Raw genomic sequence first — 21,563 nt, forward strand, 5'->3', positions numbered from 1 at the left:
AAGTCGGCTCTGGCGCAAAGTTCGTGATGTGGGTTCAATTGCCGAGAAGGATGCGGCGTCGGAGGAGGTCGAAGTTCGCGCGGCCGAACATTTGCCGCTTGAGGGCTTTGATCTTGCAGACGGTGCCTTCGGTGGGCCCATTGCTCCAGGGCAGGGTGAGGCCGGCGGTCACGGCTGCGAGGTCGCCGCGGAGTCCGTTGACGAAGGTGCGTAGCGGGGGCAGGTCGTCGGTGAGCACGCGTTCTGCCCATTCCTCGAGTCGGTCGCCGCGCAGGTCGCGGATCATCGTGGCGAACGCGCCGACGTGTGCTCGGGTGGCTTGCAGGTGTGGGCAGCGGTCCAGGATCGCGGTGAGCCGACGCTGATCGTCGTCGCTGAGGTGGTCGGGATGGGTCATGATCCAGCGGGCGACGCGGCGGGGTTTCGGGGTCGCGGGCGCCGGGGCTGGCAATGCCTTCGGTGGTGGCAGGGCCGCGCGCAGCGATTGCAGGTGGCGGTAGACGGTACGGACGCCGCCGCGGTAGCCGCGTTGACGGAGCTCGGCGAGCAACACGTCGACGGTGGTGCAGCCGTCGTTCCAGCGCTGCTGAAGGTAGGGCAGGTGGTCGTCGAGGAGGCCGGCGCGGGAGGTCATCTGGGCCAGCAGCTCTTCCACGCTGGCCGCGGTAACGAATCTGCGGACTGTCTTGCGATCGAGCTGCAGTTCGCGGCCGATCGCGCGCAGGCCCTCGCCTTGGGCACGCAATGCATGGATCGCCTCGTAGCGCTCCCGGGTCCGTATGGCCAGCCTCGTGCCTGCTGGCGTGGCGGCCTGGATCTCAGGTTCCGGATCGTCCACAGTGGATTGACCGATGGCTGTTTCTGCCTCGCCTGCCTGCGCAGGGGGCTGCGGTGCCTGCATATCGTCTTCGGCAGTGGGTTCGGCCAGGCAATGTCGGTGAGCGAACACGACCTTGTCGACGGCCTCGCCGAGGTTCTTCCACAAGTGCCACCGATCCGCGACCTGGATCGCCTGCGGGGCTCCTGTGGTGGCACCGGACGCGTAGTTGCCGCCGCGGTCCCGGCAGATGATCTCGACGTCGGGCTGGGCGGCCAGCCATCGCGCCACGGTGGCGGCCTCCCTGTCCGGCAATACATCGACAGGGCGGTGGCTGTCCATGTCGATCACGATGGTTGAGTAGGTTTGACCTTTTCGGATCGCGAAGTCGTCGATCCCGATGACCGACGGGTTTCCTGCTTCTGGCAACGGAAGTGCCCTGATCAGCCGCAGCAGCGTGGAGCGGGACACCTCCGCCGCCAGTTGCCGGGTCAGGCGCTGACCGGGCCTGCCGCCCAGCGCCAACGCGACCTTCTCCAACATCGTACGCAGCAACGGACTCCGGCGCGCGTGCGGAACAGTGACGCCGGGGACCTGCTCGGCGAACGTCCGCTTCGGGCAGTCAGGGTTGTTGCAGAAGAATCGCCGCACCAGCAGCCGGATCACCGTCTCCTGCCCACCGATCGCGGGGTCCGACAGGAACCGCTGGTAGCGGCTGTGCACCCGGCCGGACCGGACGCCACAACCCGGGCAGGCTGCATCGACCTGACGAACCCTGGCCTGCAACTCGAGCTGTGTCCCTTGCTGAACAACCTGCTCGATCGCCAGCGGAGCGAGGTGAGGAAACAGCGTCTTCAGACCAGGATCGTCGCACCACCAACATGATCAACCAGGCCATCGGCCGCTCAGCCACCGGGGCTCAGCCCGTCACGAACTTTGCGCCAGAGCCCGAAAGTCGGTCGCGGCCCGCTGGTGTTACACGTCATCATCCACGGCAGCCAGACACGCTCAGTGCGGCGACCATCGTGTCGGCGTCGTAGAGGCCGGGGAGTTCCGCTGGCCCTAGCACACCGGGAACTACCGTGCCGGCGCCGCGCGCCCAAACGGCGCGGCCGCCACGCATCGCACGCAGCCCAGTCCCCTCTCCACCCAGCACTTCCGTCCCTCGACTGTCATGGACAGTTTCTCTACGCCCTTGCGCGTGACGTCGGTCCGTCCGAGGGCAGCGGAAGATCGGTCCGAGCGGACAGGCCAGCACTGTTTCTACACGCCCTTTGGCGTGAACCCGGTCCGCCCGGTTACTACAGCGGGCTCCAGTTCGACCTCGGCCCGTTTCTATACGTCCCTTGGGCGTGAGGTCGTTCCGCCCTTTTTACGGTGGCGCTACTTCATCACGGCCAGCATCGTGTTTCTATACGCCCTCTGGCGTGAGGTCGGTCCGTTCCGTCACCTGGTGAACGAAAGCAAGACCGAGCTTGTTTCGGACTCCTCCACAGCCGGAACCTCGCTCGCCCCCGCCAGACAGCCCGCCGTACGCACAGCAGGCTCTCACCGGGATCAGCCCGCGACACATAAGCCCGGGCCGGACGACGAGAGGCCTTCCGAGGCATGACCCCCTCGCCTGTGCGATGCGCGGGGAGCCGGACCCGCCGGTGCGGGTGTCCCGGCGCGGCCTGGCCCGGGCCCGGATCAGCCAGTCCGGCTCTGCAGGCCCAGCCGGGACTGAGCTCATGTCAGCAAAGCGATGTTGGACGCGCGCCGTGCTGGCAACCAGGACGCCGGCGGACCTGCTCGTTGTTGGCCGATCTGACTTTGAGTACGCCGCATTCCGGCTGCAGCGTCGGCATCAAGTCGGATACCAAGGGGTCCCGCGAAGCCGCCGGGGTGTCCGTCATCTCCGCCGGGTCCACCGTCAGGCGCGAGAAGTAGTGGTTCGACAGCTGCTTCGCGCGGAACGGCTTCTCCCCCAGCTCGGCCACCGCGGCGGCGCGCTCGGCCACCGAGAGGTCGGCGAGGTGGCGCGGCGGCAGGCCGCGCTTGGGGGCGTCGAAGACGAGCGGAAGGGCAGTCATAACCCGACCAGTCTCACGCCCCCACCTGCGCGCCTGGGCCGCCCTCACCGGGTGTACCCCAGCTCATGGCCCGTCAGCGCCTTACAACCCACGCGACCGGAAGAAGGTGTCTTCGGCAGCCGTGAACTGATCGATTTCGCTGCGGTACTCGGTCCCGATCCGCTGATGCAGCCAATCGTCGAGGTTGCTGGCCTGGCGCGTGTAGCCATCTAGGAGTTCGCAGATGTCGACCGCACCGCTCGGCTGCTGCGCCAGCCATTTGATGATCTTGCTGTTCCAATCCGTCCACTTCAATAGGGCGTCGCACGGCAACACGATCGCGACGGTGGCCGAACCGGCAGTGATGGTCTCTGTGCTCGAGACGATCGGCAGCTGAACATGTGCTAGTTCGTTGCGCATCTTTTGGAGAAAAACTGCTGTGACATCGCCGGCGAACAGTGCGGCGACTCGTTCGTGGTACTCGGTGGCGATCGGGCCGTCGGCGTCGAAGTTGTGCTTGATGAACCGGCGGAGTTGTGCGACGCGCGTCGCCATTGCGGCGAGTACGTTGTGTAGCAGCCGTTGACTCTCGTCGAGCACCTGGTCGAGGACGTCGGCATTGGCGACATCTCTGGCCGGCGGGCGCCCACCCTGCCATCCACCACATCTGGCTCAGCACTCAAGCCGACAACCTCCGCAGAATGGCCGACAAAGGCCGCGGCGGAGGACGTTGGTGGCACCGCACGTGGAGCGGACTGGACCGGGGCGAACGCGCGGAGCGCTCCCACCAGCTCCGCGACGTCGTCGCCGAGCACGGATGGGACGCAGACCGCATCCGCGGGGCTGATGCGCATCGACCCCGTCCAGACCGTCCTGTTCTAGCCTGCCGCCGCCTCGCCCTCCCCGTCGACGGCGCCGCCCCCAGCCGTCGTCCTGCCGGACGACCGTCCACTTGCCACCCACGGGATCGGAAATCTTCACCCGGCCACGATCGCATCGTGCCGCCGGCCGCTATCTCGGCCGATGGTCGCGCCCAGCATCGAGCCGTGGTGAATACTCTGCGGGGCACCCCAGCACGGAGGAGGACGGCGTGAAGCCCGACTACGCCTCGCAAGGCATCGACCTGGACCGGCCCAACGCCGCCCGCACCTACGACTGGGCGCTCGGCGGCACCGCGAACTGGGCCATCGACCGGCAGTACGGCGAGCAGGCGCTCAAGGCCTATCCCCTGCTGCGCGAGGCGACCCGCGCGAACCGGGCGTTCCTCGGCCGTGCGGTGCGGCACTGCCTGGCCGAGGGCATCACGCAGTTCCTCGACCTCGGCTCCGGCGTCCCGACCATGCGCAACGTGCATGAGGTCGCCGACGAGGTCACCCCGGACAGCCGGTGCGTGTACGTCGACATCGAGCCGGTCGCCGTCGCGCACGCGCGGCTGCTGCTGGAGAAGAACGGCGACCGGAACCGGCACGCGGTGCTGCACGCGAACCTGTGCGACGCCGAGGAGGTCTGGGACGCCGCGTTCGACACCGGCGTCCTGGATCCCGGCAAGCCGATCGGCCTGCTGACCGTCGCGGTGCTGCACTTCCTCCCGGACTCGACCGGCGTGCGCGAGGCGGTGCAGGCCTATCGCGAGCTGCTGCCGTCCGGCTCTCGCTACGTGCTGTCGCACATCAGCCCGGCCGACGTCGACGAGATCGAGCAGGACCAGCTGAAGAACCTGGAAAAGGTCAGCAAGCAGAGCAGCACCCCGGGCGTGCTGCGCAGCCGCGACGAGCTGATGGGGTTCTTCGGCGGCCTCGAGATCCTCGACCCGGGGCTGGTCCCGGTCGAGCAGTGGCGGCCCGCCCCAACGGACGACCCGGACGTCGCTGTCCGGGCCGCGCTCGGCGGCGTCGCGCTGAAGCGGTAGATGCCCCGGACCGCGCGCCGCGTGGCGTCTGCACTGGCGAACTCCCGCTGTCCGCCTCGCGCAGCTGCTCAACAACTGCGCAGACTGCAGTTGCGGCAGCCACGGATGGTTGAGGAGGCTTTCGGTCGTCAATCCCTCGCGCTGTTGACTATCCTCACCGCGGCGTGCGCCAGCGCGGGCCAGGTCACCGAGTCCACCACCGCAGTGTTCCAGCAGCGTCCGGACTATGCGATCATCGCCATCGCCCCTGGCATGGCCGATCGATCCGGAGACAGCGGTCCGTAGTCGTCAGCTTCGGCAGGGACATTGCCCCGGATCGGACCTGTCGTAGATGCTTGTGCGGTGTCCGACCGCCGCGCCCTCGTCATCGGCACTCAATGTGCTTCGCTGGCCGGTCTGTCCTTCCTGCCGCAAGCCGCGCGTGACCTTCATGAGGTGTTGAAGGACCCGGCATTGGGTGACTGCCACACGGCTCAGCTACTGCTGGATCCGACGGTTCGGGAATTGGACGCGGCGGTCGAGGATGCGGTGAGAACTGCCTCGGACAACGAAGAGTCATTGATCATCGCCATCATCGGGCACGGCGAATACGCCGATGAAGACTTCTACGTGATGGCTCAGGACAGCTCGTGCCCGGCAAATTCCGCTCGTGCGTACCTGCTCGCGCAACGGATCAAGGAGGCTGTCCGTGAGTACTCACTGCTGGACGGCCTGATCCTGTTGCTCGACACTTGCCACGCCGGAATCGGCGCAGCGCAGGCCGCTCAACACTGGGTCCGGACGATCGGGGCCGCGGGCCGACGGTTCGAAGTGCTCACGGCGAGCAACGAACGGACCGCCTCCGGCGGCTGCTTCAGCCGGTCGCTGGCCGCGGTGCTACGCAAGGGTCATCAGGACTGCGGTGACCGGATTCGCTGCTCCGACCTCAAGCCGATCCTCACTGCGGCCTGCCCGCACCAGACCTCGCAGTACCTGTCCTTCGACGGCGACCGGGCGGTGCGGTACGGCGACGACGCGTCATGGCTGGCCCGCAACGCCGCTCGGGCGTCGAGCATGCCCGACCGCACCACGTCGGCGATCGTGGCGGAGCTGACCCGCTGGTACGTGCCGACGCCGGCCTTCGCCGGGACAGTACGCCGGCTGACGCGGCGGAGCCGGTGTGTGACGGTCACCGGGCCGGGTGGCAGCGGGAAGTCCACGCTGCTGGCCGCGCTCGCCGCCGAACGGCTGGTCGACGCGGTCGCTTTCCCCGCCGAAGCCGACTCGCCGGACCTGGCCGCCACCGTACTGGCACGGCAGCTCACCGGCTCGGCCCCGGACGCGCCGACGACGGTGCCGGCGTTGGAAAACCTGCTGCGGACCTTGACCGGCCGTCGGGTCCGACTCGCCATCGACGCCTCGCCTGCCGCGTCGAGCATCGTGCCGCGGCTGTCGGCCGGTCCCGGGCTCGCCCACGTCCAAGTGGTCACCGCTGCCGAGCACGAGGGCGACGTCGTCCTCGGCCCCGCAGGACGACGGGAACTGGCCGACTACTTCCGCCGGCGCACCGTTTCCCAGGAGGAAGCGGCGTCGCTGATCGACACCGCCGACGGCGATTGGTCCGTCGCTCGCGCGCTGGCCGACCTCGCCCTGCGGGAGCACGCATGAAGCCGGCGCTGGCGCAGGCTTACGACCGGCTCATGGATCGAGCCGGGACAACTGCGTTGCTCGCGGCGCTCGCCGACACCGGGCCAGGCCGGACGCTGCCGATCACCGACCTGCTGCAGGCCGTGTCAGCGCTTGGCGGGCCCTCGCGGCTGGGTCCCCTGCGGGACCAGCTGATGGCGCTGCAACCTCTGCTTCTCCGGATGGACCCGGGGACGGACGAGGAGCAGGTGGGATTCCGGCACCCGGAGATCGCTGCCCGTGCCCGGGCCCGCCGATCGGACGCAGGCGTCACGACGGGGAACGATCCGCACTACGCCGTCGCCGACCTGTGGCTGCTCCTCGACGGCGAAGCGGAGGCCGGCACCGAGATGCGAGAGCACCTCGAGGAATGCGCTTCCTGCCTGGAGACATTCGCCGGGCTCGAACGGCTCAAGCTGAAAGTGGCCCGGTGCGCGGGCGGCGAGCACGCACCACCGGAGCTGAGAACCCGCATTGTCGCCAGTGTGCGCCAGACGGTCGAAAGCGCCGCTGGGCCGACGCTGCCCACCTCGGCCCGCAGGAGCAGCCCGGGTCCACCGTGATCACGTGAGCACGGCCGCCACTGCCGCGCCGACTTCGCGCTTGGTCAGGTAGAAGGTGGCTGTGGTTTCCGTGGCGGTACTCTCGTGCGCGATCGGGCTAGTGGGTTGCTCGGCAGGCCGTGGTAACACGCGGCTGCGTCGTCCACCGGCGAGCCGTCCGCGTCAGAACAGTCGAGTGCCGGGCTGCCGAACGGGGACAGCGCTGCACCGATCCCCGCTGCGGGAACGTGCAAGCTGGGCAGCCGGGACGGCCAGCCGACGCCAGACCCCAAGTGCACCCCTGGTGCCGTTAATCCCGCGGTCACCCAAGCCAACATCAACGACACCATCTGCAAGACCGGCTGGACGAAAACCGTGCGGCCACCGGTGTCCAAGACCAACAAGATCAAGCGGCAGATCGACACTGCCTATAGCCTGTCCACCGACACCCTGGGAGAACTCGATCACGACGTCAGTCTTGAACTAGCGGGCGCCCCGGATGATCCGCGCAACCTGTGGGTGGAGCCTGGGAAAATCCCGAATCCGAAGGATGCGGTGGAGAACAAGCTCAACCAGGCCGTGTGCTCGCAGCTGGTCCCCTTGGCCACTGCGCAGCACGCGATCGCAGCCAGTTGGGTGACCGCGTTCGACGACGCGGGCTTGCAGATCATCGGTGGGAAGGTCTGCCTCAAGGGACAGCCCGGCCGGTGCGTCAACGGTCGGCATGGTGACGGCGACTGATCACGGAGTCAGTCGCTGCTTCTGGCGGTGTGGCTGCGACGGAGGACGAGCAGTTCTTCGTGCGCGGCCTCCAAGGCGCGGCGGAGTTCAGCGATCGCTTCCCTGTGTTTGCGGCGTGTGTCGGCGAGTTGCTGGCTGAGCCTGCGGACCAGCGTGCTGGACGCGGCATCGGCGTCGACCTGCTCGCCTGCGTCTCTGGCCGGTGACCCCGAGCGGGCTCGCCGAAGGCCCTCGACTTGGCTGCGGAGTTCAGGGTGGCGGTAGATGAAGTCGGTGGACACTTCGGCCGCGGCAGCGATGCCGGCGAAGGTGACCGGCGCGCGGAGCGTGCGGGCCTCCCGCAGCGCAGACTCGACAACTTTCTCAGCGTTCTGACGGCGTCGACGTGTGGCCTCGGCTAGTGCGGTGACGCTGGGGTTCAAGGTGCTGATTCCATTCCGTCTTGCTGCTGTCGGGTAGTCGGGGCGATGCGGTTCTGGGGTGCGCCGGCGCCGCGCAGCGGGGTGATCGATCCGTCGGCATGGCGGACACCGTCGATTGCCAGCAGGATGCCGTCGATCGCGGCAGCAGAGAGTCGGCGTGTTCGAGGGGCATCCGCGGCGGCCAGTACACGGGAGGACATCGGCCCGACCAGAGCGGCCTGACATCATTCGAACAGCGCCTTGACCGGATACTGACGATTTCTGTCGAGGCTGTTCCCCATGACGATCTTTTCGGGCCGGCCCGGTGCCCCGGCCTGCCGCAGGCACCGGCATTGCAGGTCTCCATCGGCGGTAGCTGGTTCACGTTGATCGGCGTACTCGAAGAGGGGAATACAGGGGATGGACGAAGTTCGGCATCCGGGAGCCTGGAGGCGACGCCGGACACGAAGAGCTCGCGCACTCCACGGCCTGATCGTGATCGTGATGCTGGCGGGCGCCACGTTGACGGCGACCGCCATCAGCCGACCGCAGGAGGCAAGCGCCGCCCCGCAGGACATCACGAACCTGCGCATGGCCACCTGGAACCTGCAGGGCGGCACCATGATGGGCGAGAGCAAATGGACGGACGGCGTCGGCCCCATGCTTGAGGGCAGGAGCACAGACAACATTCTTTCGCACGACATCGTGGCGCTGCAGGAGGCGGGTTCCGCGCCGCCGGGGGACCGGCAACAAACCCCGGTCGCCAGGTTGGGAAATCTGCAGGTGTTCCACTATCTTTGGCCATACGGACGCGGAATCCAGCACGTCTACTTCATGGAAGAGGATGTGAATGGGCACCGCGTGAACCTGGCGATAGCGACCGCTCGCGAACCGCAGCAGGTGGTGATCGTTCCGGGCGGTTTCAGCGGCAGCCGGTCGGCGTTCGGGGTGCGATTCGGCACGACCTGGGTGTTCACCGTGCACGGGCTTTCCGGCAGCGGTAACGACATGCCGGGACTGATCCGGAACATCGCGACCGCGGCGGGCGGGAACAGCTGGATGGTGCTCGGCGATTTCAACCGGGACCCGAACAGGATGATCCGGGACATGCCGCGCGATGCCAACGGCAGCCGCCTCGGGATCGTCGCGAGCACTGGGAGGGCGACGCATCGGAACGGCTCAGAACTGGACTACATGGTCACCTCCGGTGACCTGGTCGGCATCCTCGCCCCGCAGGTCACGGCCAACCTTGCCGGTTCGGACCACTGGCCCGTGGAGTTCGTGTCGGCGCTGGCCGTCACGGCGTCCCAGTTCCAGGTCACCGCGACCGAGGCACCACTGGGTACCGGGGCCACGCTTCAGGTGACGAGCCCGGCGGAGACGGCAACCGTCGACGACGATCTGCGCGGCGAGCAGAACTGGCTCTTCCAGAACTACAATCCGGCGGACAACACCGCACAGATCGCCAATGCGAATCCGGGCCTCGGGTGCATGGTTTTCGGGGGAAGCGGTGCCATGAAGACGGCGCCGTGCATAAAGGAACGCGACAACGTACCGCCGGAACAGAAGATGACCATCGTCGACGCGGATGTGCCCGGCGAAGGACGCGACGTGCAGATCAAGCCCCAGAAGGATTCCAGCTATTGCTTGTCGTGGGAGTATACTGGGCAGTTTACTTCCAGTTCCGGTTCTTGGAACAGATGCGTACATCCGATGCGGGCGGCGGCTGAAACAGGGGGAGGCAACCACTGGGTTATCGCCCCGGTTCGCCGGGTAATGATCGTCGGCGATTCGATCACGCAGGGCCATGAAGGCGACTTCACCTGGCGTTACCGGTTGTGGCAGTGGCTGCGGAACCAGAAGGTCGCCGTCGACTTCGTCGGGCCCTACTCCGGCACGTTCACCCCCGACGTGGCGGCTCCGCCCCGGCCCCCGTTGCTGCAGGGCGAAACTCCAGCCGACCAGGGGCTGCGCATCGGCGGTGGCTACGGACCCGACCGGCCGAATGAAATCAAGTTCGACAGCGACCACTACGCGCATTGGGGCCGTCAGGCCGCGCAAGTCAAGCTGGGCATCCGGCACGAGGTGGAGACCTACCGGCCCGACCTGATCCTGCTGGCGGTCGGCTTCAACGACATGGGCTGGTTTGTCAGTGACGAATACGGCACGTTGAACGACGTCGGGCAGATCGTCGCCCAGGCCCGCGATGCCAACCCGAATGTCGATTTCGCGGTGGCCAACGTGCCACAACGCACGAAGATCGGCGGCCGGGACGACCTCATCCAGAAGACCGGCCATTACAACAGCCTCCTGCCCCAGGCCATAGCGGACTGGCAGGCGGGCAACGCCATCTCCGACATCAGCCTTGTCGACTGGGCGGCCCGGTACTCGTGCTCCCCGGAGAGCTGCAAATCCGCGTACGACGGCCTGCATCCCAACGAGTACGGGGAATACCAACTCGCCGCAGCGTTCGCGGAGGTCTTGCAGAAGGACTACGGCTTCGGCGCCAGGGGCATGGGCATCAGCAACGTGCCCGACAGGCGCGTCGCCGGGCCCTACGCGGTGGCGGCGAAATCCAGCCCGCTCGGCGTCACGGTCACGTGGGGCCCGGTGTACGGGGCCGTCGACTACGACGTCCGGTCACGGATCGCCGGCCAGACAGCGTGGAGCGAGGGCAAGGCACTCAGCAACCGGATCGACACCACGTGGACCGTGGACGGCATCACCTGGGAATACCAGGTGCGGGCCAACTACGGTTGCCGCCCGGCCTGGGACCCCCGCGACTCGACCACGGATCCTCCCCGCACGTGCACGGAAACCAAATCGGAATGGTCCGGCACGGTCAGCGCGGTCGCTCATCCGAAGACGGCGCCGCCGCCGCAGAAGATCATCAGCCGGCCCACCGCCGAGGGCGACGGCGTCGAAGTCGAGATCACCCCACCCACCGGCCCCTACACCGACACCATCGACCGGTACGAGCTGCTGCTGTTCGACAAGGACACGCCCGGTGCCTGGCTGACCGGCACCGGCTTCCGCGGCAACCGGGTGCGGGTGGACGGGCTGAACCGGGGCCACCACTACATCGTCGGGGTCGTCACCTGGAACGCCGTCGGCGGTGGCCTGCCCGGGGTCGCCCGGCCGGTGACGGTCGGCACCACCACGCCACCGGCGCCGACCGAACTGCGGGTGACCACCGTCGATCCGACTACGGTGCAGCTGGACTGGAACGGCTCGGCAGCGGCGGCCGGCTACCGGCTGTGGACGTCCAGAATCCTGGAGGGCGGCGGCACCCTGCCGGCGGCCGACGAAACCATCATCGACGGCACTCATTACGGCGTCGGCTTCCTGTTCCCGGGCGTGTGGAACTACCGGTTCTGCGTGACGGCCGTCAACGGCGCCTATGAATCCGGGATGTCCAACTGTGTGGTTCCGCAGCGCCCGGCCGGCAGTGCCCCGAGTGCCCAGCCGGGCACCCGTCCCGCGGCGTCGGTCGGCGCGGTGGACACCAATCCGTTCGCCAGGGTGGTTAACCCGGACGGCACGAGAAGCCCCGTTGCCGTCGGTGCCGGCATCAACGGGGGCGACCGGTAACCGAAGCCGTGTTCGCGTCCTGTCCCCCTGCCGGGACAGGACGCGAACACACACCCGGCCGAGCCATGTCGGCGTTGCACGCGGCACGATGAACTCGTCTACGACACGCCGCCAAAGCCCGCCCAGGCCGAAACCGCTGCCGGAGAGCTCCCGCTGCGGCCGGGAGACCAGTGCCCGACCCGGGTGGGCGGCGCCTACCGCCCGCACTGGTTCTGAATCACCGGCTGCAAGCAGCACCAGGGTTGGGCACGAACCGTGTCTGTGGCGGCGCGAACTCCGCCAGAACCCGGGTGCCAGTCGCGGCAGGTCAAGACAGAACGGGGGCTCCAGGCTCGGGCAAAGCGAACAGGGCGTGCTGAGCTGGATCGTCGGGTTCGCCGGCCAGCCGCAGGCACTTGCGGCAGCTGACCTCCTGGTGAGTCGGGGTGATCTCGCCACCGGCGCCAAGCCCGGACCAGCCTTGATGGCAGGCGGGCGCGGGCAGGGTGAGGCTGTTGATCCAGGGCACCCAGGCGACCTGGTGGGCGATGTCGGAGCGGCCGATGTGCAGCCGCATCCCGGTGAAGAGCCGGTGTTGCGCCGCGGCGAACTGCACCGGGTCGACCCGGGTGACCGGGAACAGCGGGATCGGCTCGCTCACCCAACCATTATGGCCAGCGCAGCGGGCCATGGTCGCGAATCCGGCCGGCACAAGGCACTGAACGACAGCGCCGGTGCATGCGAGGCTGCGTACCGAACTGCCTGACTATCGCTGGTTCGTCGCCCCGGAGAAGACGACGTCGCGGCCGTTCTGGGAGCTCCGGCCGGCTACCCAGGTGAGTACCTTCCCGGCACCCGCGAGCTCCTACTGTCCTGAGCGGCAGCCATCGCGGCGAACGGGTGAATCGGCAGTTCACGGGCCCGGCGGCAAGGCGCGGGGTCCTTGCCGCCGGGCCTGATTGCGGCTCGATGTCGCCGCTGACAAGAAGACGTCTCTCGCCGCGCGGGCGTTACTGGCCATCGGCCAGCGGACCGCTCTGGGACGAGCCCGGCCTGGCTGGCGCTGCGGCCGCGCGGGAGGGCGACCGCGGCGCCGGCGAACGGGGTGATCAGCGGTTCCACCAGCTTCTTCTTCAACGGCGACATCGAGTGCGGCCACCCGATCTTCTGCGCGATCACCGGTCCCGGCATCCGCGGCCACTGGGCAAGCAGCGCCCGGATCTGAGGCTCGAACGCATCCGCCACCGACCTCCGTGAAGCCCGCTCATACTTCGGCGGCCCCTCGGACCTCAACGCCGCCCGGACCGTGTTCCGCGAGATCCCCAGCCGCCGGACGATCTCCTTGATCGGCACGCCCTCAGCCCGATGCAACCGGCGGATCTCCGCCCAGTCCTCCACGTTCAGCACCCTCTACCTCAGAGGGGGTCAACTTTCGAAGACTCCTGGGGGTCAGTTTTCACGAAGCGACGACACCGTTCGGGCTGTGACGTCGACCGCTGTCTCGGCGCCCGAGCCGGAACCACCAGGCAACGGCCGGATCGCCGATCTCGTCGCGCAGTACACGCCGCTGAGCCCGCTGGGCGAGCGGCAGCTGCGCGGCGACTGCCCGTTCTGCCGATCGCCAATGCTCCGTGTCCGGCCCGACCACGGCACGTTCCACTGCTTCAACTGCGGTGTCGGGGGCGACGCCCGGATGTTCGCGGCCAAGATCGGCCATCGGCCCTGATCACGCGCAACGGCGGCAGGTCGGCTGCTTGTTCGGTGAGCCAGGACTGCGCGGGACAGTTCACAGCCCACCCCATGACACGCCCCGACCTGACCGGCGGGCTGCGGCCGCTGCGCGATCCGGACGCCGGTGACGAGTGAGATCCGGTCACGAGGGCTCACAGCCGTTGGGGCATAGCCCCAGGGCTACCCCGGTCTGCGCCACTTGCGGCGTCTCCACCTGCGTACCCCGGTGGGAGATCGTGATCGAGTAGGACGGCAGGCCGCGTGGCACGCCCGGAACGGAGAAGGGCATCACACAGGTGTTGCTGTTCCCGTTGGGGAGCTGACCGTATTGCAAGGCGCCGACCCCGACCTGCTGACCTTCGGGGTCCGTGATGACCACCGCCGTACCGGCGGAAATGTCCGCGTAGACGCCGGTCCCGTAACAGCCCCGCGCGGTCGTCTTAATGAGCGGACCATAGCGCACGTCGCTGGATGACACCTTGATAGTGAACGTGCCGGATAGAGTGAACGTCGAGGGCTGGACCGTCGTCGAGGGCTTGGGCGTGGGGGGCCCAACTGGCGGGGTGCTGTTCATGGCGAACACCACCGCGGCGGCGGCGGCGGCGGCGAGAACGGTGCCAAGAGAAGCGCCAAGGAACACCCGATGTCGGGTGAGCCAGCGAATGAGTGGACCGGTGGACGAGTCCCGTGTGCCGGGTTCACCGGAATCGGCCGGCTCGTCAGAATGCACATGGGTAGCAGCCGCAGTTGGCGAAACGGCTGTGCCCGCAAGTCCCGCCGCGTTGCGGGCGAACACGAACGCGGCCACAGAGTCGTCGCTGCGCTGGTTGGGGCGGGGCAGCCCTTTGGTCATCAGCCGTTGTCGCAGGAGAGGGAAGATCTTCCCGAGCGTCAGGCCCGGCGGGCCGTCAGGGACGCCATCGCGGGCCAGCAGGTCCAACAGCTCGCCGGTGAACGCGGTGCGCGGGTTGCCCTGGTCGTCGAGAGGCACTCGGGCACGCTCGTCGGCGGCGGTGAGGGTGTAGGCACCTGCGCAGTCGCTCAGATCCGCCAGGTCATCTGGTCCCAGCCCCCCGATGACTATCCCGGAGTAGCAGCAGTCCAGGATCACAATCCTGGTGGCGGCGGGGGTGCCGCTGTGCAGCATCCTCTTGATCTTGGAGTACTCCAGGCCGGTCGCGTCGGGGTTGGCGTGGTCGGTGTCGGTGATGGCCAGGCACAGCTCGCCGGTGTGCTCGCTGGGCTGGCCGTGGCCGACGAAGTACAGCAGCAGCACTCCGGTCGTCTCGGCCGCCAGCTGGCGCAGCCGGCCCATGAGCTGACCGGCGTTGGCGGGATTGATGATCTTCTCAACTTGTTCCTCGCGCCACCCGCACAGGCTCGATTCGACCAGCAACTTATACATACCCTCGACGCTGTTGCCGACGGCGGTGTACGACCGGTACCTGGCGTCCTTCTCGTAGCGGGGGACGCCGATGAGGATCGCCCGGGAGCCGTCGGGGATGCGCGGGTCACTGCTCATCGGCGTCCCGCAGGATCTCGCTGAGCAGCTGCACCGCCTCGGCGTTGGCGCCACGGGCGCGCAGTTTCACGGTGCGGCGTTTCGAGGTGACGGTGACCTTGGCGACGAGATCGGCGCGCCGGGTCTCCAGCCACTTGTTCAGCGAGCTGGTCAGGGCGACGCCGAGCCCGCCGGAGCCGACCGCGACCGTGAGCATCTCGACCCAGTCCCCGCCCAGCGCCCCCTCTGTGGGCGGGCCGGTGATCTGGCGGACGCGGCCGCGGAAGTCGCGTACGCCATTCAGCCAGTCGGCCAGCGCGATGTAGTCATCCATCGCCCCGTCCTCGATCTGGATCTGCAGATCCACCGTCCGTCCCTTCTCGTCTCACTGCCCGCATCGCATCGGCGCGCGCGGGCTCGACCATGTGGCAAGGCCGCCCTGTCTTCCCTTGTCGGGGCCTAGATAAGCGGTGCTTCGCACGGGTCCAGTCATCGGAACTGCCTATCACCGATTTTCGGCACCAGCCCGTGATGACGGAATGCCGCAGCCAACTAGCTAGTCGCCGGTCGCCGGGCATAGCATGCCTGCGGGGCCGCCAGATCGGTCGCCGGGGCGACGTGGTCGCTCATGACCGAGGATTCTGGCACTGGGATCCGGGAGTACCCAACCAGGTGAATCGGACCGCGCCGATAACTTACCGCGAGAGGGCGCAGTGGGGCGTGCCGGACCGGGCACCGTCCGCTCCGTAGTCGCCGCCCGATCGGAGGCTTGATGTCGCTTCTTCGACACAGGCACCGTTGGCCATGTGGAATCGCGGGAGTTTCGGGTGCGGCTGCCGTTCGACGTGCCGCAGGCCCGGTACGCGGCGATCGTGCACGCGGTCGCCCGTAGGGTTCGACGCCCAGGTCGCGTGCCTGCCGCACTCGAAGCCGCGTACGGCATCACGATCTCCGATACCGCGATCGCCGACGTCCACCAACTCGGGGACCTCGCCGCCCTGATCGAGCACCGCGGGGCCTCCGCCCCAACCGCGCTCGTCGCCCTTGATCAGGTTCCCGCCCCGCGTCCGGCAGTCGAGCAACTGCCCGATGCGGTCATCCACCCGACCGCCGAACTTGGCACCGGCGCCGCCGTGGGACGCGGCAGCCGCCTCTGGCGCCGTGTCCTGCTCGCCGACGGCGTCCAGGTCGGAGACCAGTGCACGCTCGGCACCGACGTCCACCTCGGCCCCGGCACCCGGGTCGGCAACCGCGTCAAAATCCAGAACGCCGTGCAGGTCTTCGGGGCAGCCATCCAGGACGAGGTACTGCTGTGTCCCGGCGTCCTGATCATCGAGGACAGCGCGCCGCGAGCCGTCACTTCGGCAGGGCTCCCCCAGACCACAGAGGACTGGACCCCACGACCGGTGACCGTCCGTCGAGGCGCGACCGTCGGGACCGGAGCCATCCTGCTCCCCGGCATCCAGATCGGCACCTACGCCATGATCGCCGCCGGGGCGCTCGTCGACCGCGACGTCCCGTCCCACGCGCTCGTCGCGGGCAACCCGCACCGGCACGTCGGCTGGGCCTGCCGGTGCGGCGCCCGCCTGACCGGCACCGCCTGCAGACGCTGCGGGAGTCGCTACGAGCACCAGTGAGCCCACTCGACTACATAAAGTGACAACAGCCTACACGGATAGCGACAATGGGGGCGGGATGGCCTGCCCTGCGTGACGACGCCCACCGCGACGCAGCAGCACTTCTTCGAGAACTACCCGATGGCCATCCCGTCCGCCGGCGTGCTGTTCTTCGACAACCCCACCCACGAACGCGTCCTGATCGTGAAGCCGAGGGGCCGCGCGCTGTGGGAAATCCCCGGCGGCGTCACCGAAGCACGCCGCGGCGAATCGCCCCTCGGCACCGCCCGGCGCGAGGTCGCCGAAGAACTCGGCCTCGACATCACCGTCGGCCGGATCCTCGGGATCGACGATCCGCTACGTCGACGGCGAGATCGGCGAACAGGCGTACGTCGACCCTGACCAGCTCGCCGAGCTGATGGTCCCCCCGGCTTGCCCGCCGGGTGGCCGCCTGCGTCCCCCACGCACGTACCGGCAACCCCGAGCCGCTCTACCTCGAACACGGCTTCGCCCCGGCCACCTGATCCAGGTTGCATCCACTGATTTGTCCGAGTGCGCGGTCACCAACGTCGCGTCCAGATCGATGATCAGCGGATCGTCGGCGTCGATCCCGTGGTCGGGTGCATGATCACCGGCACGGCCCCATGCCGCGGCACGTGCTGCCGCGCGCGCCGCTCGGATGGCGGTCACCGCCTTAGCTGGATCCTTCCGATCCGGGCAAGATCGTGTTGGATCTCACGGTCACGGTCGCGCTGGGTGGTGACTGCCTGGCCGACATCGGCCTGGCACGGGTCGAGCCGGGCGTGTTTGGGCTGGTGGCCTCGGATCCGACCGTGTCGCGGCTGATCACCGCGCTGGCCGCTGTCCGGCTGGCCGCCCGGGATGCGCGTCATCGTGCGCGCCGAACGCCCGCACCCCGGCGCGCAGCTGCGGTTCACTGACCGCGACGGACTGCGGCTGACCGCGTTCGCCACCAACACCCGCACCGGGCAACTCGCGGATCTCGAGCTGCGGCACCGCCGCCGCGCCCGCTGCGAGGACCGCATCCGCGCCGCGAAAGACACCGGGCTCGCGAACCTGCCGCTATATGGTTTCGACGCCAACCGGATCTGGGTCGAGATCGTGTGCCTAGAGCGTGTCTGCTAATTGCGGACGCGGTGGTGGATGATCAAGCAGGCGAGGAGGACGCCGCCGAGGTAGGTGGTGGCGTACTTGTCGTAGCGGGTGGCGATGGCGCGCCACTGTTTGAGTCGGCCGAAGCCGCGTTCGACGGTGTTGCGGTCCTTGTAGATCTCGGGGTCGAACGCAGGTGGCCGCCCGCCGGCTGATCCCTTGTCCTTGCGGCGTTTGATCTGGTCCGAACGCTCGGGGATGGTGTGGGCGATCTTCTTGGCCCGCAGATGAGCACGCGTGCTCGGATGAGAATACGCCTTGTCCGCCAGCAACCGGAATGCCTCGGTGTCACCGCGCCGGTGTGCTGCCAGCAACGGCTTCAGATACGGGTTGTCACCGGCATGACCGGGTGAGAGCAGCACGGTCAACGGACAGCAGAACCGGTCGGTCAGCGCGTGGATCTTGGTGCTCAGCCCGCCGCGGGAGCGCCCCAGAGCATGATCGGCTGGTTCGTGGGCGAGATTCGTGTCATTCGATCGAGCCCCCCGTGTGGGCATCATGCAGCGCGCCGGCCGAATGCTGATGCGCGCGGGCGATAGTGGAATCGATCGACAGCAGGTTACGCAACTGCTCGTCACGCTCGGGAGCAGCCGCCCGCACCGCGGCGAACATCCGCACGTACGTTCCGTCGTCGGACCAGCGGCGATGCCGCTCCCAGATCGACTGCCACGCCCCGAAATGATCGGGAACGTCCCGCCACGGAGATCCGGTCCGGTAGCGCCAGACGATCCCTTCCAGCGTCAACCGATGGTCATTCCACGGCCGCCCCTGATGCCCACCAGCCGGTAACACCGGCTCAATCAACGCCCACAACCCGTCAGAGACCTCATCCGCACGCAGCACCCGCACAGCATCGCGCCCCAACCCCCCGATCTTTAGCAGACACGCTCTAGCAACGGAACTCACCGCCTGGCTGCAAATGCTGGCCCTGCACGGCCACGACGCGCGCCGCTGGGAACCCAAACGCCTCCGGTTCCGGCTGTTCTCCGCCGCCGCCCGACTGGCCTGCCACGCCCGGCAAACCCGGCTCCGCTTCCCCGCGCACTGGCCCTTCACCGACCTGATCACCACCGCACTGGCCCGCCTACACCCCGGCTGACCAGCAGCAACCCACTCCGACGACCACGAAAGGACACTCATCCGGGCCCGTGGAACCCGGGAGCCAACCCGCTGAACGGGGCCACCCCGCACGCCCACCGACCAGAAAACACGGTCAGAAACATGATCCGAAGCCGATCAGGCCAATCCATCAGCTGCACGAAAGATCCGGGTTAGCTCCCGAGGGACGGCGGGCGTCCGTATGAATCGTGAATCCCGGGCGATGACTCGCCCGGGATTCACGATTACCCTGGAGTCAACAGCGGTTGTCCAGTGACATGTAATTGATCAGCCAGAAGTGATCAGGGTTGAAGTAGCCGCCGTACTCGAGCCATCGATACTGCTGCCTGTTGTCTGGCATGAACTTGGTGAACTCGTTTCGCGCGCCCGGGTTGTTCTGGTTCAGCAACATGCCGAGCTCAGCTTTGTTGGCGTCCTTGTAGTGGGCGTACATCTTCCAAGTGTCGTTGGTGTCGCTGCTGGTCACCTTAGCATCCCACTGCGCCCAGGTGTTTTGATTGCTGTCGTCGTAGTACAAGGTCCAGGTGCCATTGAACCGTGAGCAATCGCCGACGTGAATATATCCCCAGGTAAAAGATTTCCAGTAAATCGTCTGGACGCGGGCGCCTGTCGACGAGCCGCCTTTGACGGCCGAACCGCTGTGCATGACCGCGATGACGACTGGGTTCATGCCCGATTCGGCCTGGGCAGGAATTGTTGGTGCCAAGATTCCGAGCAGCATGCTCATGACGAAAATAATATTGCGTATCATCTGTTCCCCACTCATTGTTGATGCAAGCGTGCATGCCGGTCTCGCGCCCGCAAATGGACACCTGACATTAGGGGTAGGCCGTGCAGTGAGCTCGTTCGTTTCCAGCATGGCGAAGCCTGGCCCTGCAACCGGCCACACCGGGGCAAGCACTCGCCTACTGACAACAATCCAGAAGGAGGAGGTGTCCGGCCACCTGATCGGACGTATTCGGCCGGAGAAACTCGACACCCGCTGGTCAGGACCTAGACTGTGGCAGGTGTCCGGCGACGTCGGACACCTGCCACAGCGAGGCTGAGGGGGCCGCGTGGGCGAGATGACCGACCCTCGGGTGGAGTTCGCGCGCCGATTGCGGGCCTTGCAGGAAGCGACCGGCCTGTCGATACGACGCCTAGAGATCGAGAGTGAGCGAACCCCGCGCCGCCGCAACGAGGACAAGATCAGACTTAAACGAAGCACCATCGCCGGGATGGTTAGCCGAGAGCATCCGGTTCGACCACAATTGCCGAATTTCGAAGTCTTTATCGATACGTGTTTACGGATCGCAATGGAAAATAATATATCTCTACCGCCAAATCTCGGTGACCCTGTCACCTGGGACGAGGCTTACCGCGATCTACGCGACCTCGTCGACCGCTATCCGCGCGGTGTCGATACTCCATCCCAGGCTGATAACGCACCCACGATCGAGCGGGTCCAGAACGGTCTTCGCGAGAGCCCTGCACCGTGGGTCACTCGGAGGCAAGTGCTCCTGGCCGCACCCATCGCGCTGACCGTGGTAGCGGCGGGGGTTGTCGCTCCGATGTTCTTGAGGGGATCGGATTCGTCGAGCGGAGAGCCCAGCTTCTCCGCTGACGACAGTACCTACAGCCCTCTTGGCCGGCTCATCAGCGCTCCACGCGATAAGGACAACCCGGTCTGGTCGGTCGCGGTGGGTGCGCTAGGCGGGGACGCGCTGGCGATCGTCGGCCGCGCGGATGGCACGGTGCAGTTGTGGAACCCGATCACCGGCAGCACACACGGCAACCCGCTCACCGCACATGACCAGCCTATCTACTCGATCGCGCTCAACGCTCCCACCGCAGTCTCGGCCAGCAGCGACGGGACGCTACGGCTCTGGGACCTCACCACCGATCCGCCGACGAGCATGCGAATGGGAGATCGCCAGGAAGCGGGAATCAACAGCGTGGCACTCGGGACTGTGGCCGACCACGTCGTGGCGGTTTCTGCCGGGGACGACCGCACTGTGCGGGTTTGGTCGCTGGCCACTCCCGCGCTTACCGGCACGGCGCTCAGCGGCCAACTCGATTCCGAGGTCAAGAGCGTTGCTACCGGGATCGTGCGCGGTCGAGCCGTGGCTGTGTCTGGGAGCGCCGACGGCACCGTCCGACTGTGGGACCTGACAGGTGAGCACCCTGCCCGGCTACTCGGTGCTCACCAATCCACCGTCGGCACCGTCGCTATCGGCGTCGTGTCGGACACGATTCTTGCTGTGTCGGGAAGTGAGGACGGAGTCATGCGCACCTGGGATCTCATGCAGACCGAGCCACACGGCGTCGTCCTCGGCGACCGGATCCACAGCGCGGTCAAGACCGTGGCGATCGGCACTATCAAGGGAACAACCGTGGCCATAGCAGGAAGCGACGACGGCGCCATGCGGATCTGGGACTTGGTCACCCGGCGCCCGTACGGGAACGGCCTCACTGGCCCGGCAAAAGGCGCGGAATCTATCGCGGTCGCCAGCCTGGCGAGTCGGACCGTCGTCGTCTCCGGCCATTGGGACGGCACCATCTGGACATGGAATCTTTAGTGCTAGCGCACCACACTTAGCATCATCTCGGCGGGCAGCGGCCGAGCCGTGCAACACGAACGGATAGCCGTCGTACGCCATTCGGCTGATAGTGCTTCGCGGCCTGTGACGACACCTCCGTCGCGGGCGACTCTTAACAGAGAGCCGGACGTCGAGGGGACTCTCCGAT

17 protein-coding genes and 6 pseudogenes are annotated in these 21,563 nt (G+C 67.4%); 12 read left to right on the forward strand and 11 right to left on the reverse strand.

Annotated features, from left to right (window positions below):
• Positions 1-34 precede the first annotated feature (34 nt).
• The 3 genes and pseudogenes from AB0M82_RS00510 to AB0M82_RS00520 all read right to left on the reverse strand — a co-directional run bounded on the left by AB0M82_RS00510 (position 35) and on the right by AB0M82_RS00520 (position 3,468).
• On the reverse strand, positions 35-1,603 hold the full coding sequence (locus AB0M82_RS00510; RefSeq protein ID WP_364716073.1) for an ISL3 family transposase: 1,569 nt from the start codon (positions 1,601-1,603) through the stop codon (positions 35-37).
• 1,049 nt (positions 1,604-2,652) lie between these two features.
• Positions 2,653-2,889: pseudogene (locus tag AB0M82_RS00515) on the reverse strand (23S rRNA (adenine(2503)-C(2))-methyltransferase RlmN); the annotation flags it as partial.
• 81 nt (positions 2,890-2,970) lie between these two features.
• Positions 2,971-3,468 (reverse strand): hypothetical protein, encoded by a 498-nt coding sequence (locus AB0M82_RS00520; protein ID WP_364716076.1) that lies wholly within the window; start codon positions 3,466-3,468, stop codon positions 2,971-2,973.
• A 490-nt stretch (positions 3,469-3,958) separates the two neighbouring features.
• Between AB0M82_RS00520 and AB0M82_RS00525 the strand changes: the two genes are divergently transcribed.
• The 5 genes from AB0M82_RS00525 (at position 3,959) to AB0M82_RS00545 (ending at position 7,725) form a co-directional block, all read left to right on the forward strand.
• Positions 3,959-4,777: an SAM-dependent methyltransferase gene (locus tag AB0M82_RS00525; RefSeq protein WP_364716078.1), complete on the forward strand. Its 819-nt coding sequence runs from the start codon at positions 3,959-3,961 to the stop codon at positions 4,775-4,777.
• 105 nt (positions 4,778-4,882) lie between these two features.
• Complete coding sequence (locus AB0M82_RS00530; RefSeq protein ID WP_364716080.1) at positions 4,883-5,062, forward strand: hypothetical protein; 180 nt, start codon at positions 4,883-4,885, stop codon at positions 5,060-5,062.
• 57 nt (positions 5,063-5,119) lie between these two features.
• Entirely contained in the window at positions 5,120-6,424 is a 1,305-nt protein-coding gene (locus AB0M82_RS00535) for a caspase family protein (protein ID WP_364716083.1), read from the forward strand.
• Entirely contained in the window at positions 6,421-7,005 is a 585-nt protein-coding gene (locus AB0M82_RS00540) for a hypothetical protein (protein ID WP_364716086.1), read from the forward strand. The genes AB0M82_RS00535 and AB0M82_RS00540 overlap by 4 nt, the downstream gene beginning before the upstream one ends.
• Positions 7,006-7,371: 366 nt before the next feature.
• Entirely contained in the window at positions 7,372-7,725 is a 354-nt protein-coding gene (locus AB0M82_RS00545) for a hypothetical protein (protein WP_364716089.1), read from the forward strand.
• A gap of 8 nt (positions 7,726-7,733) precedes the next feature.
• Here AB0M82_RS00545 and AB0M82_RS00550 read toward each other — a convergent pair whose 3' ends face one another.
• Complete coding sequence (locus tag AB0M82_RS00550) at positions 7,734-8,147, reverse strand: hypothetical protein (protein WP_364716092.1); 414 nt, start codon at positions 8,145-8,147, stop codon at positions 7,734-7,736.
• Between the two features lie 483 nt (positions 8,148-8,630).
• On the opposite strand from AB0M82_RS00550, the gene AB0M82_RS00555 reads away from it, so the two are divergent.
• Entirely contained in the window at positions 8,631-11,717 is a 3,087-nt protein-coding gene (locus AB0M82_RS00555; RefSeq protein ID WP_364716695.1) for a GDSL-type esterase/lipase family protein, read from the forward strand.
• A gap of 307 nt (positions 11,718-12,024) precedes the next feature.
• Here the strand turns inward: AB0M82_RS00555 and AB0M82_RS00560 are convergent, their stop codons facing one another.
• Both AB0M82_RS00560 and AB0M82_RS00565 read right to left on the reverse strand, forming a co-directional pair.
• Complete coding sequence (locus AB0M82_RS00560; protein WP_364716094.1) at positions 12,025-12,357, reverse strand: hypothetical protein; 333 nt, start codon at positions 12,355-12,357, stop codon at positions 12,025-12,027.
• 482 nt (positions 12,358-12,839) lie between these two features.
• Positions 12,840-13,103 (reverse strand): annotated as a pseudogene (locus AB0M82_RS00565) (helix-turn-helix domain-containing protein); the annotation flags it as partial.
• 130 nt (positions 13,104-13,233) lie between these two features.
• Between AB0M82_RS00565 and AB0M82_RS00570 the strand changes: the two are divergent.
• Positions 13,234-13,422, forward strand: a complete 189-nt coding sequence (locus tag AB0M82_RS00570; RefSeq protein ID WP_364716697.1) for a CHC2 zinc finger domain-containing protein — start codon at positions 13,234-13,236, stop codon at positions 13,420-13,422.
• Between the two features lie 147 nt (positions 13,423-13,569).
• On the opposite strand, the gene AB0M82_RS00575 is transcribed toward AB0M82_RS00570, so the two are convergent.
• Complete coding sequence (locus AB0M82_RS00575; protein WP_364716097.1) at positions 13,570-14,949, reverse strand: hypothetical protein; 1,380 nt, start codon at positions 14,947-14,949, stop codon at positions 13,570-13,572.
• Positions 14,939-15,295: a hypothetical protein gene (locus AB0M82_RS00580; protein WP_364716099.1), complete on the reverse strand. Its 357-nt coding sequence runs from the start codon at positions 15,293-15,295 to the stop codon at positions 14,939-14,941. The genes AB0M82_RS00575 and AB0M82_RS00580 overlap by 11 nt, the downstream gene beginning before the upstream one ends.
• A 460-nt stretch (positions 15,296-15,755) precedes the next feature.
• Between AB0M82_RS00580 and AB0M82_RS00585 the strand changes: the two genes are divergently transcribed.
• Together AB0M82_RS00585 and AB0M82_RS00590 are read left to right on the forward strand one after the other, a co-directional pair.
• The gene (locus AB0M82_RS00585) at positions 15,756-16,565 is read left to right on the forward strand and encodes a hypothetical protein (protein WP_364716102.1); all 810 of its coding nucleotides are present in this window, start codon (positions 15,756-15,758) and stop codon (positions 16,563-16,565) included.
• 72 nt (positions 16,566-16,637) lie between these two features.
• Positions 16,638-16,946 (forward strand): NUDIX hydrolase, encoded by a 309-nt coding sequence (locus AB0M82_RS00590; protein WP_364716105.1) that lies wholly within the window; start codon positions 16,638-16,640, stop codon positions 16,944-16,946.
• 141 nt (positions 16,947-17,087) lie between these two features.
• Here AB0M82_RS00590 and AB0M82_RS00595 read toward each other — a convergent pair.
• A pseudogene (locus tag AB0M82_RS00595) lies at positions 17,088-17,237 on the reverse strand (IS1380 family transposase); the annotation flags it as partial.
• Between the two features lie 168 nt (positions 17,238-17,405).
• On the opposite strand from AB0M82_RS00595, the pseudogene AB0M82_RS00600 reads away from it, so the two are divergent.
• A pseudogene (locus AB0M82_RS00600) lies at positions 17,406-17,675 on the forward strand (transposase); the annotation flags it as partial.
• Between the two features lie 11 nt (positions 17,676-17,686).
• Here AB0M82_RS00600 and AB0M82_RS00605 read toward each other — a convergent pair.
• A pseudogene (locus AB0M82_RS00605) lies at positions 17,687-18,560 on the reverse strand (IS5 family transposase).
• A 46-nt stretch (positions 18,561-18,606) separates the two neighbouring features.
• On the opposite strand from AB0M82_RS00605, the pseudogene AB0M82_RS00610 reads away from it, so the two are divergent.
• Positions 18,607-18,816: pseudogene (locus AB0M82_RS00610) on the forward strand (transposase); the annotation flags it as partial.
• A 255-nt stretch (positions 18,817-19,071) separates the two neighbouring features.
• On the opposite strand, the gene AB0M82_RS00615 reads toward AB0M82_RS00610, so the two are convergent.
• Entirely contained in the window at positions 19,072-19,563 is a 492-nt protein-coding gene (locus AB0M82_RS00615; protein WP_364716108.1) for a DUF6294 family protein, read from the reverse strand.
• A 337-nt stretch (positions 19,564-19,900) separates the two neighbouring features.
• On the opposite strand from AB0M82_RS00615, the gene AB0M82_RS00620 reads away from it, so the two are divergent.
• The gene (locus AB0M82_RS00620) at positions 19,901-21,394 is read left to right on the forward strand and encodes a hypothetical protein (RefSeq protein WP_364716699.1); all 1,494 of its coding nucleotides are present in this window, start codon (positions 19,901-19,903) and stop codon (positions 21,392-21,394) included.
• Positions 21,395-21,563: the final 169 nt, after the last annotated feature.

This window comes from Amycolatopsis sp. NPDC051128 (assembly GCF_040682715.1).
Taxonomy (GTDB): Bacteria; Actinomycetota; Actinomycetes; order Mycobacteriales; family Pseudonocardiaceae; genus Amycolatopsis.